At 72.9% G+C, this 21,994-nt stretch carries 15 protein-coding genes; 12 read left to right on the top strand and 3 right to left on the bottom strand.

Annotated features, from left to right (window positions below):
• Positions 1–157 precede the first annotated feature (157 nt).
• Positions 158–2,815: a transglycosylase domain-containing protein gene (locus ACZ4UX_RS00585; protein ID WP_465704631.1), complete on the bottom strand. Its 2,658-nt coding sequence runs from the start codon at positions 2,813–2,815 to the stop codon at positions 158–160.
• A 352-nt stretch (positions 2,816–3,167) separates the two neighbouring features.
• Between ACZ4UX_RS00585 and ACZ4UX_RS00580 the strand changes: the two genes are divergently transcribed.
• From ACZ4UX_RS00580 to ACZ4UX_RS00560, 5 genes are all read left to right on the top strand, one after another.
• Positions 3,168–3,869, top strand: coding sequence for a PadR family transcriptional regulator (locus ACZ4UX_RS00580; protein WP_329488780.1), 702 nt, complete (start codon positions 3,168–3,170; stop codon positions 3,867–3,869).
• A gap of 126 nt (positions 3,870–3,995) precedes the next feature.
• A complete protein-coding gene (locus ACZ4UX_RS00575) occupies positions 3,996–5,078 on the top strand; it encodes an inositol-3-phosphate synthase (protein WP_465704630.1) in 1,083 nt (360 codons plus the stop codon).
• A gap of 155 nt (positions 5,079–5,233) precedes the next feature.
• The gene (locus ACZ4UX_RS00570) at positions 5,234–6,571 is read left to right on the top strand and encodes an MFS transporter (protein ID WP_465704628.1); all 1,338 of its coding nucleotides are present in this window, start codon (positions 5,234–5,236) and stop codon (positions 6,569–6,571) included.
• A gap of 95 nt (positions 6,572–6,666) precedes the next feature.
• Complete coding sequence (locus tag ACZ4UX_RS00565; protein WP_465704626.1) at positions 6,667–7,329, top strand: LppU/SCO3897 family protein; 663 nt, start codon at positions 6,667–6,669, stop codon at positions 7,327–7,329.
• Positions 7,330–7,390: 61 nt separating this feature from the next.
• A complete protein-coding gene (locus ACZ4UX_RS00560) occupies positions 7,391–8,410 on the top strand; it encodes an LppU/SCO3897 family protein (protein ID WP_465704624.1) in 1,020 nt (339 codons plus the stop codon).
• Between the two features lie 73 nt (positions 8,411–8,483).
• On the opposite strand, the gene ACZ4UX_RS00555 is transcribed toward ACZ4UX_RS00560, so the two are convergent.
• The gene (locus ACZ4UX_RS00555; protein WP_396486185.1) at positions 8,484–9,932 is read right to left on the bottom strand and encodes a CCA tRNA nucleotidyltransferase; all 1,449 of its coding nucleotides are present in this window, start codon (positions 9,930–9,932) and stop codon (positions 8,484–8,486) included.
• A gap of 364 nt (positions 9,933–10,296) precedes the next feature.
• Here ACZ4UX_RS00555 and ACZ4UX_RS00550 point away from each other — a divergent pair, with 364 nt between their 5' ends.
• From ACZ4UX_RS00550 to trxA, 7 genes are all read left to right on the top strand, one after another.
• Entirely contained in the window at positions 10,297–12,843 is a 2,547-nt protein-coding gene (locus ACZ4UX_RS00550; RefSeq protein ID WP_465704622.1) for a DUF6049 family protein, read from the top strand.
• Between the two features lie 61 nt (positions 12,844–12,904).
• Complete coding sequence (gene murJ, locus ACZ4UX_RS00545) at positions 12,905–15,418, top strand: murein biosynthesis integral membrane protein MurJ (protein ID WP_465704620.1); 2,514 nt, start codon at positions 12,905–12,907, stop codon at positions 15,416–15,418.
• A 305-nt stretch (positions 15,419–15,723) separates the two neighbouring features.
• Positions 15,724–17,628: a protein kinase family protein gene (locus ACZ4UX_RS00540; protein WP_465704618.1), complete on the top strand. Its 1,905-nt coding sequence runs from the start codon at positions 15,724–15,726 to the stop codon at positions 17,626–17,628.
• Positions 17,629–17,717: 89 nt separating this feature from the next.
• Positions 17,718–18,518: an RNA polymerase sigma factor SigM gene (gene sigM / locus ACZ4UX_RS00535; protein ID WP_465704616.1), complete on the top strand. Its 801-nt coding sequence runs from the start codon at positions 17,718–17,720 to the stop codon at positions 18,516–18,518.
• Complete coding sequence (locus ACZ4UX_RS00530; protein ID WP_465704614.1) at positions 18,515–19,525, top strand: hypothetical protein; 1,011 nt, start codon at positions 18,515–18,517, stop codon at positions 19,523–19,525. The genes sigM and ACZ4UX_RS00530 overlap by 4 nt, the downstream gene beginning before the upstream one ends.
• 270 nt (positions 19,526–19,795) lie before the next feature.
• Positions 19,796–20,761, top strand: a complete 966-nt coding sequence (gene trxB, locus ACZ4UX_RS00525; RefSeq protein ID WP_465704612.1) for a thioredoxin-disulfide reductase — start codon at positions 19,796–19,798, stop codon at positions 20,759–20,761.
• 133 nt (positions 20,762–20,894) lie between these two features.
• Positions 20,895–21,221 (top strand): thioredoxin, encoded by a 327-nt coding sequence (trxA, locus tag ACZ4UX_RS00520; protein ID WP_329488790.1) that lies wholly within the window; start codon positions 20,895–20,897, stop codon positions 21,219–21,221.
• 118 nt (positions 21,222–21,339) lie between these two features.
• Here the strand turns inward: trxA and ACZ4UX_RS00515 are convergent, their stop codons facing one another.
• Entirely contained in the window at positions 21,340–21,957 is a 618-nt protein-coding gene (locus ACZ4UX_RS00515; RefSeq protein ID WP_465704610.1) for a GNAT family N-acetyltransferase, read from the bottom strand.
• Between the last annotated feature and the right edge of the window lie 37 nt (positions 21,958–21,994).

Genomic DNA, 21,994 nt, shown 5'->3' with positions numbered 1-21,994 from the left:
AACGGGGGAAGGGCCTATGGAGAGGAGGGGAAGCAGGGGGGCACGGGGGGTACGATACCACCCAACACACACACCACCCCACACCCCCCCCCCCCCCCCCCCCCCCCCCCCCCCCCCCACCGCCGTTCGCACGTCTCGCGCCGCTCGGCGCCGGGCGTCAGGGCGCCGCCGCGCCCTGCTGGGCACCACCCGTCGGACTGGGCGACGTGGTCGGCCTGGTCGGCTTGGTGCTGCTGGGCGCGGGCCCCGTCGACGCGGTCGACGACGTCGGCTGCGGGGTGGTGCAGAGCCCCGGAATGAGGCAGGTGGGCGAGGATCCGCCACCGCCGTTGCCGCCACCGCCGGTCGGCGGCTGGGTCTTGGTCGGCGCCTGGGTCGGCACCGTGCCCGGGCAGTCCACGCCGGGCACACAGGCCGGCTGGGTGTTGGTGGGCTGCGTCGGCTGCTGCGCGCCCGGGTCCGGCGCGGTGGGCGCCGTGGTCTCGGTCATCGTCGGCGAGGACGTGGGCGAGGCCGTGCTCGGGGCCCCGGAGGAGTCCACCTGGGTACCGACCGGCTGCGGCGTCGGGAAGTCCATCTTCTTCTCGTTGGCCAGGGCGGCCTTCATGTACCGGGTGAAGACGTCGGTCGGGGTGTCACCACCGTGCACCGAGTCCTTGCCGCCGGTGCCGTTGAGCGACAGGCGCTCGTGCTTGGTCGGGTCCTCGCGCCACATCGCGACGCTGGTGGCCAGCTGCGGGGTGTAGCCGACCCACCAGGCCGACTTGTTCTCGTCGGTGGTACCGGTCTTGCCGGCCACCGGGCGGCCCAGCGCGTTGCTCTTGGAGCCGGTACCGTTCTTCGCCACGTTCACCAGCACGTCGGTGACGTTGTCCGCGACGGCCGGCTCCAGCGCCTGCTTGAGCTCGGGCTTGCCGAAGCCCGGCCGCGCCGTGCCCTTCACCTCGACCTTGGTCACCGAGTACGGGTCGGCCTGCTTGCCGCTGGCCGCCAGGGTCGCGTACGCGTCGGCCATCCGGATCGGGCTCACGGTGGAGGTGCCGAGCGCGAAGGTCGGGGTCTTGGGGTCGGCGAAGCTCTCCTTGCGCACGCCCATCGCCTCGGCGATGTTGGCCACGTTCTGACCGCCGACGTCCTGGTTGAGCTGGACGAACGGCACGTTGTACGAGTACTGCATGGCCGCCCGCAGCGAGACGTAGCCGCGCTTGCCGGCGTCCTCGTTCTTCTGCCGGTACGGCTTGCCGTCGTCACCGATCAGCAGCGAGCCGTCCGGCTTGCGGATCTCGGACAGGTCGTCCGAGAGGTAGCGGCTGTCGGCGTTGATCCGCTTCGGCTGGCCCTTGTCGTCCTTCGCGGTCTGCACCCCGACCTGCATCGCGGCGGCCAGCACGAAGGGCTTGAAGGTCGAGCCGACCTGGACGCCCTTGGCGTCCGCGTTGTTGTCGAAGTGCTGGTTCTCCACGCCGTCGCCGCCGTATATGGCGACGATCGCACCGTCGCCGGGGCGGACGCTGGCCGCGCCGAACTGGACGAAGTTGTCCTTCTCGGGACGCTTCTGGACGTTGAGCGTCTCGCCCTTGACGTCGTCCACGGCCTTCTTGAGGGCGTCGACCTTGTCCTTCTCGAAGGTCGTGTAGATCTTGTAGCCGCCCTTGTCGATCGACTGCTGGGTGATCGTCGGGTCCTTGGACATCATGAACTTGTTCGCGGTGTCGACCAGGTAGCTGATCTCGCCGTTCATGTTGGTCGGCGGCTTGCGCGGGATCGGCTCGGGGAACGCGGTGCACTTGGCCCGCTCCTCCGCCGTGGCGTTCTTGGTGGTGACCATCCGGTTCAGGATCCAGGTCCAGCGCTCCACGGCGCGGTCCTTGTTCGCCGCAATGGTGGGGTCGTACAGTGCGGCGCCCTTGAGCAGACCGGCCAGCATGGCGCTCTGGCAGATGTCGAGGTCCTTGGCGTCGATGCCGTAGTACGCCTGGGAGGCCGCCTGGATGCCGGTGGCCCCGCGGCCGAACCAGCTGACGTTCAGGTAGTCCCGCAGGATGTCGTTCTTCTCGGTCTCCTGATTGACCTTCAGGGTGATGAAGAACTCGCGCACCTTGCGGCTGAGCGTCTGGTCCTGGCTCAGGTAGGCGTTCTTGACGTACTGCTGGGTGATCGTCGAGGCGCCCTGGGTCTCGCCGCCGGTCGCCATGTTGTACACGGCGCGCATCATGCCCACGGGGTCGATGCCGCTGTCGGTGCGGAAGGTGGCGTTCTCCGCGGCGATGACGGCGTTCTGCACGTTGGGGCTGATGTCGGCGAGCTCGACGATCTGCCGGTTGGTCTCGCCCTTGCGGGCCATCTCCGAGCCGTCGGCCCAGTAGTAGATGTTGTTCTGGTCGTTCACCAGGTCGTGGATCTGCGGGACGGTGGTGGACGCGTAGGCGTACCAGACCCCGCCCACGCAGGTCGCGAAGAAGACCAGGAAGCCGGTGAGCCACTGCTTCCACGACGGCAGCCAGCGGCGGACACCCTGCTTGCCGAAGCGCGGGTAGTCGATGAACCGCTTCTTGCCGGGCTTGCCGGGCTTGCCACCGCGGTCATCCGCACCGGCCGCCGCCGCGCCGCCGCCGCGCTTGCCGCCCTTCTGGGCCGCCTTGCGCATCTCGGCCCGGGTCATCCGGGGCTGCTGCGCGGTTTCCCGGGTGCCCGCCGGACGCCGGCGGCCGGGGCCGTCCGGGCCGGGCCCGTCCTGTCCCACGCCGCCCGGGCGGCCGTTGTCACCCGGGGGCTGCCCGCCACCGTCGGCAGACCTCCGCCGTCGTTCGCTCATGTTCCAGCTACTCCTCGCCAGGCGGTCGAGCCTGAAGGCAGGGTTCACGTCCGATGCCCGCAACCGCCCTAACCCCGGAGGTGGTCCTCGTGCACACGCGACAGCGTACGCAGCCGAGAACCGCACCTAATCGGGCATCAGGTACCAATGCCCGCAAAACGGCGGCAGATCATTACATGCCCGTTGCCAAGCACACCTGCGCGTCGCCTTGTGATCACATTCACGCGTGCCCCCCTTGCTCGACCGGGGACCCAGGTTTACTGTTCTCGATATATCGAGCCGATACATCGGCACGGCATACCGCCGGAGACGGCGGGCCAGGATCCGGCCTGGAGGAAGGAGGACGACGGCATTGGGCAGGCGCTCAGGAGTGCTGGAGTTCGCCGTTCTCGGCCTGCTCCACGACGCCCCGATGCACGGGTACGAGCTGCGCAAGCGGCTCAACGTCCTGCTCGGAACGTTGCGCGCGTTCTCCTACGGAACGCTCTATCCGTGTCTGAAGAGCCTGGTGGCCCAGGGCTTCCTCGTCGAGGACAACCCGGACGACGAGTACGTCCCGGCCACCGCGCTCAACGGCAAGCGGTCCAAGATCGTCTACCGGCTCTCCCCCGAGGGCAAGGAGCGCTTCGAGGAGCTGCTGGCCGACTCCGGCCCCGACGCGTGGGAGGACGAGCACTTCGGCGTCCACTTCGCGTTCTTCGGCCAGACCGACCGGGCCGTGCGGATGCGCGTCCTGGAGGGTCGCCGCAGCCGGCTGGAGGAGCGCCTCGAACGGATGCGCAACTCGCTCGCCCGGGCCCGCGAGCGGTTCGACGACTACACCGTCGAGCTGCAGCGGCACGGCCTGGAGTCGGTGGAGCGCGAGGTCCGGTGGCTCAACGAGCTGATCGAGACCGAGCGGGCCAACCGCAGCGGCCGGACCGGACCGCTCACCGGCGGGCCGAGTACCGCAGGATCCGACAAGACTTCGGACGGCCGTGGCCAGGAGGCCGGATCCCCGGATCCGCCCGGGCCACCGTACGACCGCCCGGGGCGCTCCGACCAGGAGCGCTGACACCGCGTCCGCCCTGTGCCGCGCGGTAGGAGTGGGCGCCTCGCGCCCGTCAGGCATTCATCGAAAACGCAGGACGAGCGCCGCCGAGCACCGGCGGCCCTCATGAGATCACAGGGAGCAACCGGAATGGGTTCGGTTCGCGTAGCCATCGTGGGCGTGGGCAACTGCGCCGCGTCGCTGGTGCAGGGTGTCGAGTACTACAAGGACGCCGACCCGGCCGGCAAGGTCCCCGGCCTGATGCACGTCCAGTTCGGTGAGTACCACGTCCGTGACGTGGAGTTCGTCGCCGCCTTCGACGTCGACGCCAAGAAGGTCGGCTTCGACCTGGCCGACGCCATCGGCAGCAGCGAGAACAACACCATCAAGATCTGCGACGTGCCGCCGACCGGTGTCACCGTCCAGCGCGGCCACACCCTCGACGGCCTCGGTAAGTACTACCGGGAGACCATCGAGGAGTCCGACGAGGCCCCGGTCGACATCGTCCAGGTCCTCAAGGACCAGCAGGTCGACGTTCTCGTCTGCTACCTGCCCGTCGGTTCGGAGCACGCGGCGAAGTTCTACGCCCAGTGCGCCATCGACGCCAAGGTCGCCTTCGTGAACGCCCTCCCGGTGTTCATCGCGGGCACCAAGGAGTGGGCGGACAAGTTCACCGAGGCCGGCGTGCCGATCGTCGGTGACGACATCAAGTCCCAGGTCGGCGCCACCATCACGCACCGCGTGATGGCCAAGCTGTTCGAGGACCGCGGTGTCGTGCTCGAGCGCACCATGCAGCTGAACGTCGGCGGCAACATGGACTTCAAGAACATGCTCGAGCGTGAGCGCCTGGAGTCCAAGAAGATCTCGAAGACGCAGGCCGTCACCTCGCAGATCCGGGACCGTGAGCTGGGCGCCAACAACGTCCACATCGGCCCGTCCGACTACGTCGCGTGGCTCGACGACCGCAAGTGGGCCTACGTCCGCCTTGAGGGTCGCGCGTTCGGCGACGTCCCGCTGAACCTCGAGTACAAGCTCGAGGTCTGGGACTCCCCGAACTCCGCGGGTGTCATCATCGACGCCGTGCGCGCCGCGAAGATTGCCAAGGACCGCGGCATCGGCGGCCCGATCCTCTCCGCGTCCTCGTACTTCATGAAGTCCCCGCCGGTCCAGTACTTCGACGACGAGGCCCGCGAGAACGTCGAGAAGTTCATCAAGGGCGAGGTCGAGCGCTGAGCTCGATGACGATCCCGATCGTCGGGCGCCCGGGTTCCGGGCGCTGAGCGCAGGACACGCGCTGAACGGGTCCACGGTCCGCCGTGGACCCGTTCACCGTTTTCCGGCGAATGTTTCACGTGAAACACGGACCGGTTCCATGGCAGTCTGGGCGGGTGGCGATCACGGACAACGGCAGCACCGACCAGACCGCGCACCGCGCCACGCTCCTCGGCCTGCTCCGCGGGCGAGATTTCCGCCGACTGCTGACCGCCCGGGTGCTCTCCCAGCTCTCCGACGGCGTCTTCCAGGTCTCGCTCGCCGCCTACGTGGTGTTCTCCCCGGAGAAGCAGTCCTCCCCCGCCGACATCGCCTCGGTGCTGGCCGTGATGCTGCTGCCGTTCTCCGTGATCGGCCCGTTCGCCGGCGTGTTGCTGGACCGCTGGCGCCGCCGTCAGGTGCTGTTCTACGGCAACCTGGCCCGGTTCGGGCTCGGCCTGGTCACCGGCGGGCTACTCCTGGCCGAGGCCCCGACCGCGCTGTTCTTCGCCTCCGCGCTGCTGGTCACCGCGCTCAACCGGTTCATCCTGGCGGGCCTGTCCGCGGCGCTGCCCCGGGTCGTCCCGCAGGACCAGCTGGTGACCGCCAACGCGCTCTCCCCCACCCTGGGCACGGTCGCCGCGGCCTCCGGCGGAGGCCTGGGCTTCCTGCTGCACCAGGTGCTGACCCCCGGCCCGAGGGCCGACGCGGCGCTGGTCACCGTCGCCGCGCTGCTCTACCTGTCGGCCGCGCTGGCGGCCCGCCGGATGGACCGGGACCTGCTGGGGCCCGAGCACCGCGCCGACCGCCCGCCGCTGGGCCGGGCGCTGGTGCTGGCCGCCCGCGACCTGGGCGCGGCCGTCACCCATCTGGTCCGGGACTGCCGGCCCGCGGTGCACGCGCTCGCCGCCGTCACCGCGGCCCGGTTCTGCTACGGCGTGCTGATCGTCGTCCTGGTGATGCTCGCGCGCTACACCTTCAACGACCCGAGTGACAGCGCCGCCGGGCTGGTCACCCTGGGCCAGGCGGTCGGCCTCTCCGCCGCCGGCTTCTTCCTCGCCGCGGTGATCAGCCCGTGGTGCACCCGCCGGCTCGGGCTGGGCGGCTGGATGACGCTCTGCCTGGCGGCTCCGGTGGTCTTCGTGCCCGCGCTCGGCCTGGGGTTCTCCCTGGTGCCGTGCCTGATCGCGGCGCTGCTGCTCGGCGTGGTCACCCAGGGCACCAAGATCTGCGCCGACACCGTCGTCCAGGAGTCGGTCGAGGACGACTACCGCGGCCGCGTCTTCGCCATCTACGACGTGCTGTTCAACGTCGCCTTCGTGGCCGCCGCCGCGGTGACCGCGCTGGTGCTGCCGCTCTCCGGCCGCTCGGCCGGGGTGGTCGTGGGAGTCTCCCTGGTCTACGCGCTCGCCGCGGTGTTCTACCTGCGGGCGGCCCGGCGGACCGGACCGCTCCCCGGCGACCGGGTGTCCTGAGACCGCGCACCCTCGGAACCTGCCCCGTCCGGGTGAGTCGCTAAGGTACGTCAGATCTGTCGGAGCGACAGCACTCTGTCTCGGGGGAGAACCTGATGAGCACACCGCCCGGTCCGTACGGGCCGCCGCCCCAGTACGGCTATCCGCAGGCCCCCGGGCCGGGCGTTCCGCCCCAGGGCGGAACGCCGTACGGTGCTCCGCCTCCGCAGTACGGCCCGCCCCAGCCGGCGCCCGCCGGCTACGGACAGCCGCCGGCCTACGGCTACCCGGCCGCGCCGCCGCCCGCCCCGGCCGCCCCCGGGTACGGGCAACCCCCGTACGGTCCGCCGCCCGGCGGCCAGGCCCCGTACGGCCAGCAGCCGCCGTACGGGCAGCAGCCCCCGTACGGGCAACCGCCCGCCGAGCCGGCGCGCAAGACCGGGACCAAGGCCAAGCTGAAGGCCGGCGTCGCCGTGGTCGGCGGCGCCGCGCTGGTCGTCGGCTACTTCGTCAGCGGCCCGAGCGTCAGCAGCGCCAAGGCCGGCGACTGCGTCAAGGCCAGCGGCTCGCGCAGCGTCGACATCGTCAAGTGCACCGACAGCAAGGCCAATTACAAGGTGCTGGCCACGTTCGACAGCACCGACACCAGCCGCTGCAGGCAGACCGTCGGAACGACCAGCACCGTCTCGGGCAAGAGCGGGCGGCGCTGGAACAAGAAGCGCTACGTGCTCTGCCTCGGTCCGCTGACCACCGGTGTGCCGCCGGTCAAGAAGTCCTGACCCCTTCTCCTCACCGCTCACCTTCCACGGGGGACCCCCTTTGTCCGTTCCACCTCCCCAGATGCCGTACGGCGCCCCGCCGCCGGCCGACGCCAACCCCTACGCGGCCGGCAATCCGTACGGCGCCCAGCCGCCGCCCGCGGCCCCGCCCGGCTACGGCTACCCCGCCGCGCCGCCGCCGGCCGCACCCGGGTACGGCGTGCCCGCACCGCCCGGTTACGGCTACCCGCAGCAGCAGGCCGGGTACGCCCAGCAGGCGCCCCAGGGCGGACCGGTCTGCCGGTTCTGCGGCGGCTTCCCCGCCGTGGAGACCACCGTCCGCGGGCACCAGGGCATCATCATCGTCATGCGGTTCCTGAAGCAGCCGGGGCCGTTCTGCCGCACCTGCGGCACCGCGGTGGTCCGCGACATGTCCGCCCGCACCCTGGTCCAGGGCTGGTGGGGCTACCTGTCCTCGATCATCACGCCGATCACCCTGCTGCGGAACCTGGCCGCGCACAACAAGATCAAGGACCTGCCGCCACCCGCCCCCGGCACCCACGGCCCGCAGCTCGACCCGGGCGTCCCGCTGACCAAGCGGCCGCACATGCTGATGCTGCTGCTGCCGATCCTCTCGATCACGTCGTTCGTCATCCTGATCACCACCGGCGCGCTGCTCGGGGCGAACCACCGCAGCGCCACGCCGTACCACCCGATCGTGCTGCCGCCGCCGGCCACGGTGTCCATGCCCCCGATGCCGTCCTTCTCGCTGCCGCCGATCCCGGAGATCACCACGCCGGGTGCGGCGAAGCCGTCCTCCCCGGCCGGGGCCTCCTCGGTGCCCAGCGACATCGACCGGGCCAAGGCCGGCGACTGCCTGCGCAACGAGAACGGGACGGGCGCGACCCACGACCCCAACCCGCGGATCACGATGCTCGCCTGCTCCGACTCGCGGGCCCAGTACAAGGTGCTGCGCAAGATCCTCGCCTCCAGCGACGACAAGGCGTGCGACAACGTGCCGAACTCGGACAGCAGCTACACCCGCGAGGCGTCCACCGCGGCGCTGAGCTACGTCCTCTGCCTCCAGGGGATCAACGGCTGACGGCCCACCGCCACGACGCGGGAGGGGTGGTCCGGGAGTCCCCGGACCACCCCTCCCGCGTGCCGCGCCCTGCTCAGCCCTGCTGGGCCGCCCACCAGGCACGGAGGGCGGCGACCGCCTCCTCGTGCTCCAGCGGGCCGTGCTCCAGACGCAGTTCGAGCATGTGCTTGTACGCCTTGCCGACCTGCGGACCCGGCTTGAGGTCGAGCAACTCCATGATCTGGTTGCCGTCCAGCGCGGGGCGGACGGCGTCCAGCTCCTCCTGGGCCTTCAGCTCGGTGATCCGCTCCTCCAGCCCGTCGTACGTCCGGGAGAGCGCCGCCGCCTTCTTCCGGTTGCGGGTGGTGCAGTCGGAGCGGGTCAGCTTGTGCAGGCGCTCCAGCAGCGGCCCGGCGTCGGTGACGTAGCGGCGCACCGCCGAGTCGGTCCACTCGCCGCCGCCGTAGCCGTGGAAGCGCAGGTGCAGCTCGACCAGGCGCGAGACGTCCTCGGTGAGCTCCTTGGAGTACTTGAGCTCACGCATCCGCTTGCGGGTCATCTTGGCGCCGACCACCTCGTGGTGGTGGAAGGAGACCCGGCCGTCGGACTCGAAGCGCCGGGTCCGCGGCTTGCCGATGTCGTGCAGCAGCGCGGCGAGGCGCAGCGTGAGGTCGGGGCCGTCCTGCTCCAGGTCGATGGCCTGCTCCAGGACGGTCAGCGAGTGCTCGTAGACGTCCTTGTGCCGGTGGTGCTCGTCCCGCTCCAGCTTCAGCGCCGGCAGCTCGGGCAGCACGTGGTCGGCCAGGCCGGTGTCGACGAGCAGCCGCAGGCCCTTCACCGGGTGGGCGGCGACCAGCAGCTTGTTGAGCTCGGCCTGGACCCGCTCGGCGGAGACGATGGTGATCCGCTCGGCCATCGCGGTCATCGCGGCGACCACCTCGGGGGCCGGCTCGAAGTCCAGCTGGGCGGCGAAGCGGGCGGCCCGCATCATCCGCAGCGGGTCGTCGGAGAAGGACTCCTCCGGGGTGGCGGGGGTGCGCAGCACCCGGGCCTCCAGGTCGTCCAGACCGCGGTGCGGGTCGACGAAGCCGCGGTCGGGCAGGTCGACGGCCATCGCGTTGACGGTGAAGTCACGGCGGACGAGGTCCTGCTCGATGGTGTCGCCGTAGGTGACCTCGGGCTTGCGCGAGGTGCGGTCGTACGCCTCGGAGCGGTACGTGGTGATCTCGATCAGGAAGGAGCCCTGCGGGGTGTCCTTGCGGGCGCCGACGGTGCCGAAGGCGATGCCGACGTCCCAGACGGCGTCCGCCCAGCCCTTCACCAGCTTCAGGACCTCGTGCGGACGGGCGTCGGTGGTGAAGTCCAGGTCGTTGCCGAGGCGGCCGAGCAGCGCGTCCCGGACCGAGCCGCCGACCAGCGCGAGCCGGTGCCCGGCGGCCTGGAAGCGGCGGGCGATCTCGTCGGCGACCGGGGACACCCGGAGCAGTTCCTGCAGCCCCCGGGTCTGCGCCTCGCTCAGCCCTGGGACGGCCTGGGTGGCGATGCTGGAATGATGGGCGCCGGACTCGTGGGCGATGGGCTCATTGGCAGTGGACACGGCTCACAAGGGTACGTGGCCCGGCGGCCCCGCTGCCCGCGCGTTTTCCGGTGCTCACCCCAAGGCCCGCAACACTGCACCACCCGCTGCATCGTTACCATGCCGGTGGAGCGAGTCTCGGGCACCGGCGAGGAGCCGCGGTGCCGCGCGCCGGCACGGCCGACCGGACCGTCGGGCGGACGCGTTCCTCACCACCGATCCACCGATCCACCGATCCACCGATCCACGGCCGGTCCTCTCCGGCCGGCGGGACATCCGCAGCAGTACAGCATCGAGCAGCGAGCAATCGAGAACGGCGAGGGCGAAGCGCGTGGGCGAGCCGGCACGGCACTCGGGCCTGGAGGCGGACGGACACCCTGGGCGGGCCTGCGAACGCACCGGAGGCGGCGCCGACGGGCGGGGCCCGGGGCGCCGCCCGGCGCGTGCCGTCCGGCGGCTGGCGGCCGTCCTCGGCGCCGCGCTGGCGCTGCTCCCGGCCGTGCCGGCCGGAGCGACCGGGGCGTCGCCCGCCGGGGGCGGCCGTCCGGCGGCCGGGACGGCGGTCTCCGCCGAGTACCCGGTGGTGATGACCATCGACGGCGTGAACAAGCCGGTGGCCGTCCAGAACGGCACCGTGACGATCACCGGGCAGGTCACCAACGCCGGTCAGTCGGTGCTGAAGTCGGCCCACGCCGCGGTGCGCAAGCCCTGGCAGGGCCGGCCGCTGACCACCCGCAGCGATCTGACCGTGACCGCCGGGCGCACCAACCCGGTCGGCGCGGACGGCGTCGACCTGGACAGCCCCCAGTACGCGCTGAACGAGCTGGGCCCGGGCCAGAGCCAGCCGTTCACGCTGAGCGTCGCGGTGGCCGACCTCCAGCTGTCCGGTGGTGAGGGCGTCTACGAGCTCGCCGTGGACGTCTGGGGCTCGACCGGCGACAACCAGCACGACCGCCCGCTGGGCATCGCCCGCACCTTCCTGCCCTACACCCCGTCCACGGCCGAGGCGCAGCCCTCCAAGCTCACCACCGTCTGGCCGCTGGTCCACGCCCCGGTGCTGGCCGCGCAGACGATTTCCGACAACGACCAGAGCATCCCGGTGCTGCGCGACGACAGCCTGGCGGCGGAGTTCGCGCCGGGCGGCCGGCTCTACGAGCTGGTGGAGACCGGCGCCACGCTGCCGAACCTGACCTGGGTGGTCGACCCGGACCTGCTGGACACCGCGTTCGCGATGACCAAGCAGTACCGGGTGCAGAAGCCCGGCACGGAGAAGAAGGCGGCGAAGGAGGACAACACCGTCGCGGGCAGCGGCTCGGCGGCCGCCACGGCCTGGCTGGAGAAGCTGCGGGCCGCCGTGGCGAAGGCGGGCAGCCAGGTGGTGTCGCTGCCGTACGCCGATCCGGACCTCGCCTCGATCGCGCACAACGCCGCCGAGCTCCCGGGGGTGGACGCCGCGCTCGGCAAGGCCGCCACGGCGGGCCGGCTGACCGTCGAGGGCCGGCTGGCGGTGGACACCCGCTCGGACGTGGCCTGGCCCTACCAGGGCTACCTGGACCAGCAGATCGCGGCGATGGCCCAGCGCACCGGCAGTTCCCTGGTGCTGGTCAACGGCGCGAGCCTGCCGGAGCCGGACGCGTTGAAGTACACCCCGACCGCCGTGCGCCCGATCGGCAGCGGACAGAACGCGGTGGTGGCCGACGAGACCGTCTCCGCGCTGTTCGACCGGGACCTGAACACGCCGCAGGAGCAGACCCTGGCGGTCCAGCGCTTCCTCGCCGAGACCTTCGTGATCTCCCGGCAGGAGCCGCAGAACCCGCGCGGTCTGCTGGTGATGCCGCCGCGCGACCTGACCGCCAACACCGCCAAGGCGCTCGCCACCGCCGTGCTGGCGGCGCAGGCCGGCAGGTGGGTGGACCCGGTCAAGCTGGACACGCTCGCCCAGGCCGCGGCCGATCCGAAGGCCAACACCGCCGTCCCGGCGGCCACCGACTACCCGTCGCAGGCCCGGGCCTCGGAGCTGCCCTCCTCGGCGCTGACCGACACCATCGGGATCCAGAGCGATCTGGACACCCTGATGCGCGTCCTCACTCTGCCCCAGCGGGTGCGCGGCCCGTTCAGCGCCGCGATGGTCCGCTCGATGTCGACCGAGTGGCGGGCGCAGGCGCCGGAGGGCTCCGTCTACCGGGGCGGCGTGGCGGGCTACCTCAGCGAGCTGACCAGGGCGGTGAACGTCCCGAAGAAGAACGTCATCACCTTCGCCGGTGACACCGGCGTGCTCCAGGTCAGCGTGCGCAACGACCTCACCCAGCCGGTCACCAACCTCAAGCTGGTGCTGCTCCCGGCCCAGGCCAACCGGCTCAAGATCCGGCCCGCCGAGGAGCTGGTGCTGCCCGCTTCGCAGAGCGTCACCCTGCGGTTCCCGGCCGAGGCCCAGAACAACGGGCCGGTGTCCGTGACCGCCCAGCTCTGGACCACCGGGCCGAACCCGCAGAAGTACGGCAAGGCGGAGGTCTTCACCGTGGAGGTCACCTCGGTGACCAACGGGGTGCTGTACGTCTTCGGCGGCGGTCTGGTGCTGCTCCTGCTGGCGGCCCTGCGGTTCTTCCGCCAGCGCAAGCGCCGTGCGGAGGACGACGGCGACGAGCCGTACGGTGACGCGCCGCTGGACGACCACCCGCTCGACGACGCCCCGGCGGCCGGCGACGGGGCAGCCGACCGGTCGGCCCGGCCCGAGGAGGCGGCGGACCGGGCGGAGCCCTCGGCGGCGGACGGGGACGGCCCGCAGGGGCCGGAGCGTGGAGGAGCCGCGCAGACACCGCGCGGCAGCACCGCAGATGGCCGGGATCGGACCACCAGTGATGAGAAGGTTGGTCCTTGACACCGCCGATACCCGCCCGTTCTCTCCGGGGCGGCCTCCCCCACGACATCGAAGAGGTGACATGACCGGGCGCAGCGAGGAGCGGCCGCCGGGCCGCGGTGAGGGCCGGCCGGGTGCCGAGTCGCCGTCCGGCGACTGGTACGTGGCCGACACCTACGCCCAGGACCCGTACGCGGCCGACGCGTACCAGGGTCCCCAGGACGGCCAGGACCCGTACGGTCTGCGGGCCGCCCGGCCGGCCGAGCCGCAGCCGCCGGTCGCCGCGTACGACGTGCCGCCGCAGTTGCCGCCGCAGAACGGCGGCTACCCGACGCCGGTCCCCCCGGCGACGTTCGCCCCGCCCGTCCCGCCGGTGCAGCCAGGCTGGGACACCCCGGTGCAGCAGGGCGCGGCCCACCAGGGTGCGGCCGAGCAGCCGGTGGCGGCCTGGCAGCAGAGCGCGCCCCACTGGGAGCAGCCGGCCCCGGTCGGCGGCCAGTGGGGCGGCCAGGAGCAGCCGCACCAGCAGCAGTGGCAGCCCGGCCCGGCGCATTCGGCCTGGGACTCCGAGAGCACCGAGTACGTGGGGGTGGACGACCTGTTCGGCGGCCGGTCCGCCGAGGCCGCGGCCCGCCCGCCGGCCCAGCAGCCGCCGGCTCCCCCGATGACGGCCCAGCCGCCGGTCGGACCGGCGCCGTTCCCGTCCTCCGCGCCGTTCCCCCCGGCCGGCGCGTACCACGGGAACCCGGGCCACCCCGGTCCGCAGGGCTACCGCAACGGTCCGGAGGGGCAGCGCCCGTTCGTGCCGCCGATCGAGTTCGACCCGCCGCTCTCCGAGGAGGAGGCCACCATGCAGGTGGCGGCGGTCCAGCTGCCGCCCGCGGTGGAGCCGCTGGAGGAGCTGGCCGCCGAGGCGCCCGCCGCACCGGCCCCCGCCCCCGCGACCGGCGGCGGCAAGGTGTCGAGCCTGCTGAACTCCAGCGCCATCATGGCGGCCGGCACGCTCGTCTCCCGCGGCACCGGCTTCCTGCGCACCATGGTGATCGCCGCCGCGATCGGCCTGGGCGTGATGGGTGACTCCTACAACGCGGCGAACACCCTGCCCACCTTGCTCTACATCCTGATCGGCGGCGGCGCCCTGAACGCCGTCTTCGTGCCGCAGCTGGTCCGCAGCATGAAGAACGACGCGGACGGCGGCACGGCCTACGCGAACCGGCTGCTCACCCTGGTGATGGTGGGCCTGGCCGGGGTGACCTTCGTGGCCGTGCTGGGCGCTCCGCTGCTGGTGCAGCTGATCGCGCACCCGCTGATGGGCAACGCCGCCAGCGCCGACACCACGGTGGCCCTGGCCCGGTACTGCCTGCCGACCATCTTCTTCATGGGCGTCCACGTGGTGATGGGGCAGATCCTCAACGCCCGCGGCCGCTTCGGCGCGATGATGTGGACCCCGGTCCTGAACAACATCGTGGTGATCTTCACCTTCTCCGCCTACCTCTGGGTCTACGGCGGCGCCGGCACCACCCAGGTCAGCCCGGAGACGATCTCCCCCGAGGGCGTCCGGCTGCTCGGGATCGGCACGCTGGTCGGCCTCGCCGTCCAGGCGCTGTCGATGGTCCCGTACCTGCGGGCGGCCGGCTTCCACTACCGGCCGCGCTTCGACTGGCGCGGCCACGGCCTGGGCAAGGCCGCCCGGCTGGCCAAGTGGACCTTCTTCTTCGTGCTGGCCAACCAGGCCGGCTACCTGGTCATCACCCAGCTCGCCACCTCGGCCGGGGACTCCGCCGCGAAGGGCGGCCACGGCGGTGTGGGTCTCGTCGCCTTCTCCAACGCCCTGCTGATCTGGCAGCTGCCGCAGGCCGTCATCGTCGTCTCGATCATGAGCGCGGTGCTCCCCCGGCTCTCCCGGGCCGCCGCCGACGAGGACGCCGGCGCGGTGCGCGACGACCTCTCGCACGGGCTGCGCAGCACCGCGGTGGCGGTCGTCCCGGCCGCGTTCCTGTTCCTCTCGCTCGGCCCGGCGATCGGCCGCGCGATCTACGCGGTGGGCGGCAACGACGTCGCCCTGGACAACGCCACCAACGTCGGTCTGATGCTCTCCGCCTTCGCCCTGGGCCTGATCCCGTACTCGGCGCAGTACGTGATGCTGCGCGGCTTCTACGCGTACGAGGACACCCGGACGCCGTTCTCCAACACCGTCTGGGTGGCGGCCTGCCAGGCCGTGTTCTCCCTGGTCTGCTGGATCGTCCTGCCGTCCGAGTGGGTCGTGACGGGCATGGCGTTCGGGTACGGTCTCGCGTACGCCGTCGGAGTGACGGTGGCGGTGCCCAAGCTGAAGAAGAAGATCGGCGGCCTGGACACCAAGCGGATCGGCAAGACCTACACCCGGCTGATCACCGCCTGTGTGCCGGCCACCCTGGTCGGGCTGGGCGTCAGCCTGGCGGTCCAGCAGGTCATCGACGGCTGGACCGGCAGTGTGCTGACCATCGTCCTGGCCGGCGGCGTCCAGCTGGCCGTCTTCGTGCTGATCGCGAAGAAGCTGCGGATCGAGGAGCTGAACGCCATGCTGGGCATGGTGCGCGGCCGACTGGGTCGCTGACCCTTCGTACCAACCGGTCCGTCCGGACGGCGCCCTGACCGGGCGTCAACCGGACGGACCGGACTCTCCGCCCCCACGGGCGGGTGCTGGGCCGCCGTCGGTGTCCGGGATCGCCCGGGACCGAGCCGGCGGCCCAGTGTCGGATCTGCACCACATCTCTCCACCGGCACGCAACCGCGGGTACCTTTCAGCGGTCGTACTCGGTGGAGAAGAGTGGGCACAATTGTCCTGGAGCACAGGGCCTCGGCCCGAGCGCTCCAGCGACTCTCTCAGGCCGGGGCGACACAAGGGGAGGCAGGACCACGGTGGCTGATGGCACCAAGGCGGTCGTCGACACGTCAGCAGCTGACGGGGCGGCGGACGAAGCCGCACTGGCCGCGGCGATCGACGAGCTCGCCGAGACGGCCCCGTCCACCACGTCCGGCGAGGACGCCGAGGACGCCGACGAGGACCGGGCGAAGCCCGCGCGCCCCGCCGCCGAGGAGACCTCGGAGATCACCGCGCCGCTCTCCGCCGACGAGATCCGGGCCGAGCTCGCCGCCCGCGAGGCCGGGCCCAAGTCGGCCGCGGCGCCCGCCGGCCGGCCCGCCGGGCGCCCCCCGCAGGACCCGCAGCCGACCCACGACCCCCGTGACACCGCCACCCTCCCGCGGACCCTGCCCGCCCCGCTGCGGCACAGCGGCGACAAGGTCGGCCACCGGTACCGGCTGGAGGAGTGCATCTCCCACACCGAGACCTTCAGCAGCTGGCGGGCGGTCGACGAGAAGCTGCGCCGGGCCGTCGGCGTCCACCTGATGGCCTCCGGTCACCAGCGCGCCCGGGCGGTGCTGGCGGCCGCCAAGTCGGCCGCGCTGCTCGGCGACCCGCGCTTCGTCCAGGTCCTGGACGCCGTCCAGGAGGGCGAGCTGGTCTACGTCGTGCGGGAGTGGCTGCCGCACGCCTCCGACCTCGCCAAGCTGCTCGTCACCGGCCCGATGGAGCCGCACGAGGCCTACCAGATGGTCCGCCAGGTCACCGACGCGGTGGCCGCCGCCCACCGGCGCGGCCAGGCGCATCTGCGGCTCACCCCGCGCTGCGTGCTGCGCACCGACAGCGGCCAGTACCGGATCAACGGCATCGCCGTCGACGCCGCTCTGCGCGGTCTGCCCGCCGAGGGCGCCGACGAGGACGCCGAGCGCACCGACACCCGTGCCATCGGCGCCCTGCTGTTCGCCGCGCTCACCCACCGCTGGCCGTTCCCGGAGGACCGCTACGACCTCCAGGGCCTGCCGAAGGACCTCCGCGACGTCCCGCCGGACCAGGTCCGGGCCGGCGTCCACAAGGGCCTGTCCGAGCTGGCCGCACGCGCCCTGTTCGACCAGCCGCCGCACCACGCGGAGCCGATCTCCACCCCGGAGGAGCTGGCCAGGGCGATCGCGCTGATGCCGCGGATCCGCCCGCCCGAGCCGGAGCTGCCCGCCTTCACCCCGCCGCCCCGGCACACCACCCACGCGCTGCCCACCGCGCCCAACCCGACCCGGGTGGTGGCCGCCCCCGGCGCCGGTCCGGCGCCCGCCCCGGCCCGCCAGGCCCCGGTCCGGCGCACCCGGCGGCGGCTGCGCCGGGCGCTCAAGGTGACGGCCTGGACGGTGGCCCTCGGCGCGATCGGCGTCGCCTCCTGGCAGCTGGTGGACCACCTGCGCAACCCCGGGACGTCGGTGGCCGCCGTCGACCCCTCGCCCTCCGGGACGTCGCCGACCGCGCACACCGCCCCGCACCCGCCGGTGCCGATCCAGATCAAGGACGCCCAGGCGTTCAGCCCGTCGGGCGAGAACAAGTACTCCCCGGCCAAGGCCTTCGACGGCGACGCCGGCACGTCCTGGGTCAGCTCCTGGTACAACGACCAGCTGGGTCCCAAGCCCGCCCTCCGGGACGGCATCGGCCTGCTGCTCGACCTCGGTTCCCCGCAGGCCGTCAGCTCGGTCAGCGCGCAGTTCGTCGGCAGCACCACGGCGGAGTTGCGGATCCCCGGCCCGCAGGCGGCCGGCGACCCGGCCAGGGCGCAGCCGGGCGACTTCACGGCGGTCGGCAAGCAGAGCGGCACCACGCTCGACTACGCCCTGGAGAAACCGGTCACCACCCGCTACCTCTTGCTCTGGATGACCAGCCTGCCGAAGGATACGGACGGCAAGTACAAGGCCTACGTCTCCGAGGTCAAGGTCTCCGGCTGACCGGAGCCCGACCGGACGGGCACGGCAGGACGCCGCGCCCCGTCCGACGGGGGCGGGGCGGCAGGACACCGAACGGGCGAGGGGTGGCAGTGGCGGACGGGGCCGACCGGACGGACGACGACGCGGCGCTGCTCGCCCGGCACGTCGCCGGCGACCGGGCCGCCTTCGGCCTGCTGGTCGACCGCCACCGCGACCGGCTCTGGGCGGTCGCCCTGCGCACCCTGGGCGACCGCGAGGAGGCCGCCGACGCCCTCCAGGACGCGCTGGTCTCCGCCTTCCGCGCCGCCCACACCTTCCAGGGCCGCTCGGCCGTCACCACCTGGCTGCACCGAATCGTCGTCAACGCCTGCCTGGACCGCGCCCGGCGCACCGCCGCGCGGCGCACCAAGCCGCTCGACGACGACCCGCAACGCCTCGACGCCATGGTCGGCTCCGCCGAACCGGCCGACTCCCCGGTGGTCCGCGCCGAGCTGCACCGGGAGGTGGCGGCGGCGCTCGGCGAGCTGGCGCCCGAGCAGCGGGCCGCGCTGGTCCTGGTCGACATGCAGGGCTACCCGGTCGCCGAGGCGGCCGAGCTGCTGGGCGTGCCGGTCGGCACGGTGAAGAGCCGCTGCGCCCGCGGCCGGGCCCGTCTGCTGCCCCTGGTGCGGCACCTGCGCGAGGGCCGCGGCGCCGATGCTCCACCTGCAGCCGGTGTTTCACGTGCAGCCGATGTTTCACGTGAAACGGGGCCCTCGGGAGCAGCCTCCCCGGAGGGCACCGGACCGTCGGGAACCGCCCCGGGCGGCCGCGCCGCGCCCCCGGGGAACCCGCCCGGGGCCAGGACCGTCAGAGGAACGGGCCCCGACACCGGTCGGCCCGTTCTGGAAGGAGACGCGAGCACGCGATGACGGCCCCCCTCTCCTCCCCCGACCCCGTCGGAGCGCACCCCTCCGTCGACGAGCTCGCCGACCTCGCCGAGGAACTGGTCGAGCCCGCGGCCGCCGAGGCGCTGCGGACGCACCTGGCCGCCTGCGCCGACTGCCGCGAGACCGCCGAGGCGCTCGCCGAGCTCGCCACCCTGCTGGCCGGGGCACCGGCCCCGGTGATGCCCGCCGACATCGCGGCGCGGCTGGACGCGGCCCTCGCGGCCGCGGCGGCCGACGCCGACCCGGCCGACCCCGGTACGCCCCCCGCCACGGCCCCCGAAGGCCCCCACACGGGCACCGGGACCCCCTCCCGGTCCATGGACCCGGCCGCCGCCCCGCGCCCTGCCACAGCCCCCCTCGGGCCGCCCCGACGGCCGGCCACGGCGAACTCCGCCAGCGGTCCGGGCCGCCACCGCCCGCGCCGCCGGCGGGCCGCGGTCCTGCTCGGCGCCGCGGCCGCGCTGCTCGCGGTCGGCCTCGGCAGCTCGCTGCTGCTGCGGCCGGCCGAGCGGCAGACGGCGGACACCGCCTCCGCCCGGGCCGCCGCGACGGCTCCCTCGGCCGGCCCCAAGGCGCAGCTCTCGACCGGCGGCACCGCGTACCAGGACGACCGGCTCGCGGCCCAGGTGCAGCAGCTGCTCGCCCGTACCGGCGCGACCCCCGACGGCCGGGCCGAGACGTCCGGGTCCGCCGCGCCACCGGCCGACGGCGGACCGGGGCTGGGCCCGGGCGCCACCCGCAAGCCTTCCGCCTCGTCCGCGCCGGCACCCACCGACGGCGGACCGGGCCTCGGCCAGGGCGGCAGCGCCCCGGCCTGCCCGGCCCCCGCCGACGGACCGCTGCTGGCCTCCGAGCGCGGCAGCTACGCCGGTGACCCGGCCGAGCTACTGGTGTACGGGGTGCCGGGCAGGGCCGACCGGGTCGACGTCTACCTCCGCGCGCCGGACTGCGGCCCGGTGCTGCTGCACCGCACCGTCCCGGCCCCCTGACCGGCGCGCCGGCCGGCGCCCCGCGGTCGGCCCGCCGAAAAGGCGCGCCCATGGGCTGCGGGCGCGCCGGGAGGCCGGCCCCGGCCGCCCGCCGCGCCCGCACCGTTCCCGTGCGATCCACGCCGGGTGCGGCCCGGCACTCCCACACTGCGGGCGCCTGGTGCCGATCGGCCTGGGAATGCGAGAGACTGGTCAGTCGTTGTCCCGGGCGGCGGAGCAGGACCGCCCTCCCCGCCCTAGCGCGGGTCGCGATGCGAACCAGGAGATGCAGTGAGCGACGTCCGTAACGTGATCATCATCGGTTCCGGCCCGGCCGGCTACACGGCTGCGCTCTACACCGCCCGTGCCGCCCTCAAGCCCCTCGTCTTCGAGGGCGCCGTCACCGCCGGTGGCGCGCTGATGAACACCACCGAGGTCGAGAACTTCCCCGGCTTCCGGGACGGCATCATGGGCCCCGAGCTGATGGACAACATGCGCGCCCAGGCCGAGCGCTTCGGCGCCGAGCTGATCCCGGACGACATCGTGGCCGTCGACCTCACGGGCGACATCAAGACCGTGACGGACTCCGAGGGCAACGTCCACCGGGCCCGCGCCGTGATCGTCACCACCGGCTCGCAGCACCGCAAGCTCGACCTGCCGAACGAGGACAAGCTCTCCGGTCGCGGCGTCTCGTGGTGCGCCACCTGCGACGGCTTCTTCTTCCGCGACCAGGACATCGCCGTGGTCGGCGGCGGTGACACCGCCCTGGAGGAGGCCACCTTCCTCTCCCGCTTCGCCCGCAGCGTCACGATCATCCACCGCCGGGACTCCCTGCGCGCCTCCAAGGCGATGCAGGAGCGCGCCTTCGCCGACGAGAAGATCCGCTTCGAGTGGGACAGCGCGGTCGAGGCGATCCACGGCAACCCGAAGCTGAGCGGCGTCACCCTGCGGGACACCACCACCGGCGAGACCCGCGAGCTGGCCGTCACCGGTCTGTTCATCGCCATCGGCCACGACCCGCGCACCGACCTCTTCAAGGGTCAGCTGGAGCTGGACGCCGAGGGCTACCTGAAGGTCGAGGCCCCCTCGACCCGGACCAACATCCCGGGCGTCTTCGGTGCCGGCGACGTCGTCGACCACACCTACCGCCAGGCCATCACCGCCTCCGGCACCGGCTGCTCCGCCGCGCTGGACGCCGAGCGCTACCTGGCCTCGCTCGCCGACCTGGAGGCCGCGGCCGCCACCGTGGCGGTCTGAGCACCGCCCCACCGACCCACCCCGGGTGGGGGCGTTCCACGTGAAACACCCCCACCCCGCCGGGCAGAAACAGAACGGGCCCGCCCGTTGTTCTCCTGGCAGCACCCCCTCCGCACCACCCCGAGGAGTTCCCGTGGCCGGCGCCACCACTACCGTCACCGATGCGACGTTCAAGGCCGACGTCCTGGACAGCGACAAGCCCGTCCTGGTCGACTTCTGGGCCACCTGGTGCGGCCCGTGCCGCCAGGTCGCCCCGATCCTGGACGAGATCGCGGCTGAGCACTCCGACAAGCTGACCATCGCCAAGCTCGACGTCGATGCGAACCAGCAGACGGCCGCCCAGTACAACGTCATCTCGATCCCGACGCTGATCGTCTACAAGGGCGGCGAGCCGGTGAAGTCCATCACCGGCGCCCGTCCGAAGGCCGCGCTGCTGCGCGAGCTGGCCGACTTCCTCTAGGCCGCCGGCCCAGGGCCCCCGGGCCCGGTCCGGCCGACCCACCGCGATGGCGGCGCCCCCACCCCGGGGGCGCCGCCATCGTCGTTCCCGGCTGCCCGGTTCCCCCGGACAGCGCGGCTCAGAACGGTCGCAGCGCGGGCTCCTTCCGGCCTCCGCCCAGCAGCCGCTCCAGCGCGCCCTCGACGTCACCGCGCCAGGACAGCGTGGAGCGTGCCTCCAGCCGCAGCCGCGGGTAGCGGTGGTGCGGCCGGACCGTCTTGAAGCCGACCGCCAGCAGATGATCCGCCGGCAGGACACAGCTCGGCGACTGCCGGCCGACCGCGCCGAAGGCCTCGATCGCCCGGACCCCGCGCCCCATCAGGTCCTTGGCCACCGTCTGCACCAGCACCCGGCCGAGCCCCTGCCGCTGGTAGCCCGGGAGCACGCGGCTGATCATCAACTGAACGGCGTCCGGCGAGACCGGACTGGTCGGGAAGGACTGCGACCGCGGCACGTACGCCGGCGGGGCGTAGAGCACGAAACCGGCGGGGTCGTCGTCCACGTAGACGACCCGGCCGCAGGAACCCCACTCCAGCAGCACCGCGGAGATCCAGCCCTCCTTCTCCGCCTCCGACTTCCCGGATTCGACGGCCGCCCGGCCGGTGACCGGATCCAGCTCCCAGAACACGCAGGAGCGGCAGGTCGTCGGCAGGTCCTTGAGGTTGTCCAGCGTCAGCGGAACGATCCGGCGTCCCATGCCCCGCACCTCCTCGTCCACTCCACAGTCGAGCATT

This window comes from Kitasatospora sp. NPDC028961 (genome assembly GCF_055564815.1).
Note: the sequence above shows the minus strand (reverse complement) of the source record. Positions and strands in the feature narration are given on the sequence as shown.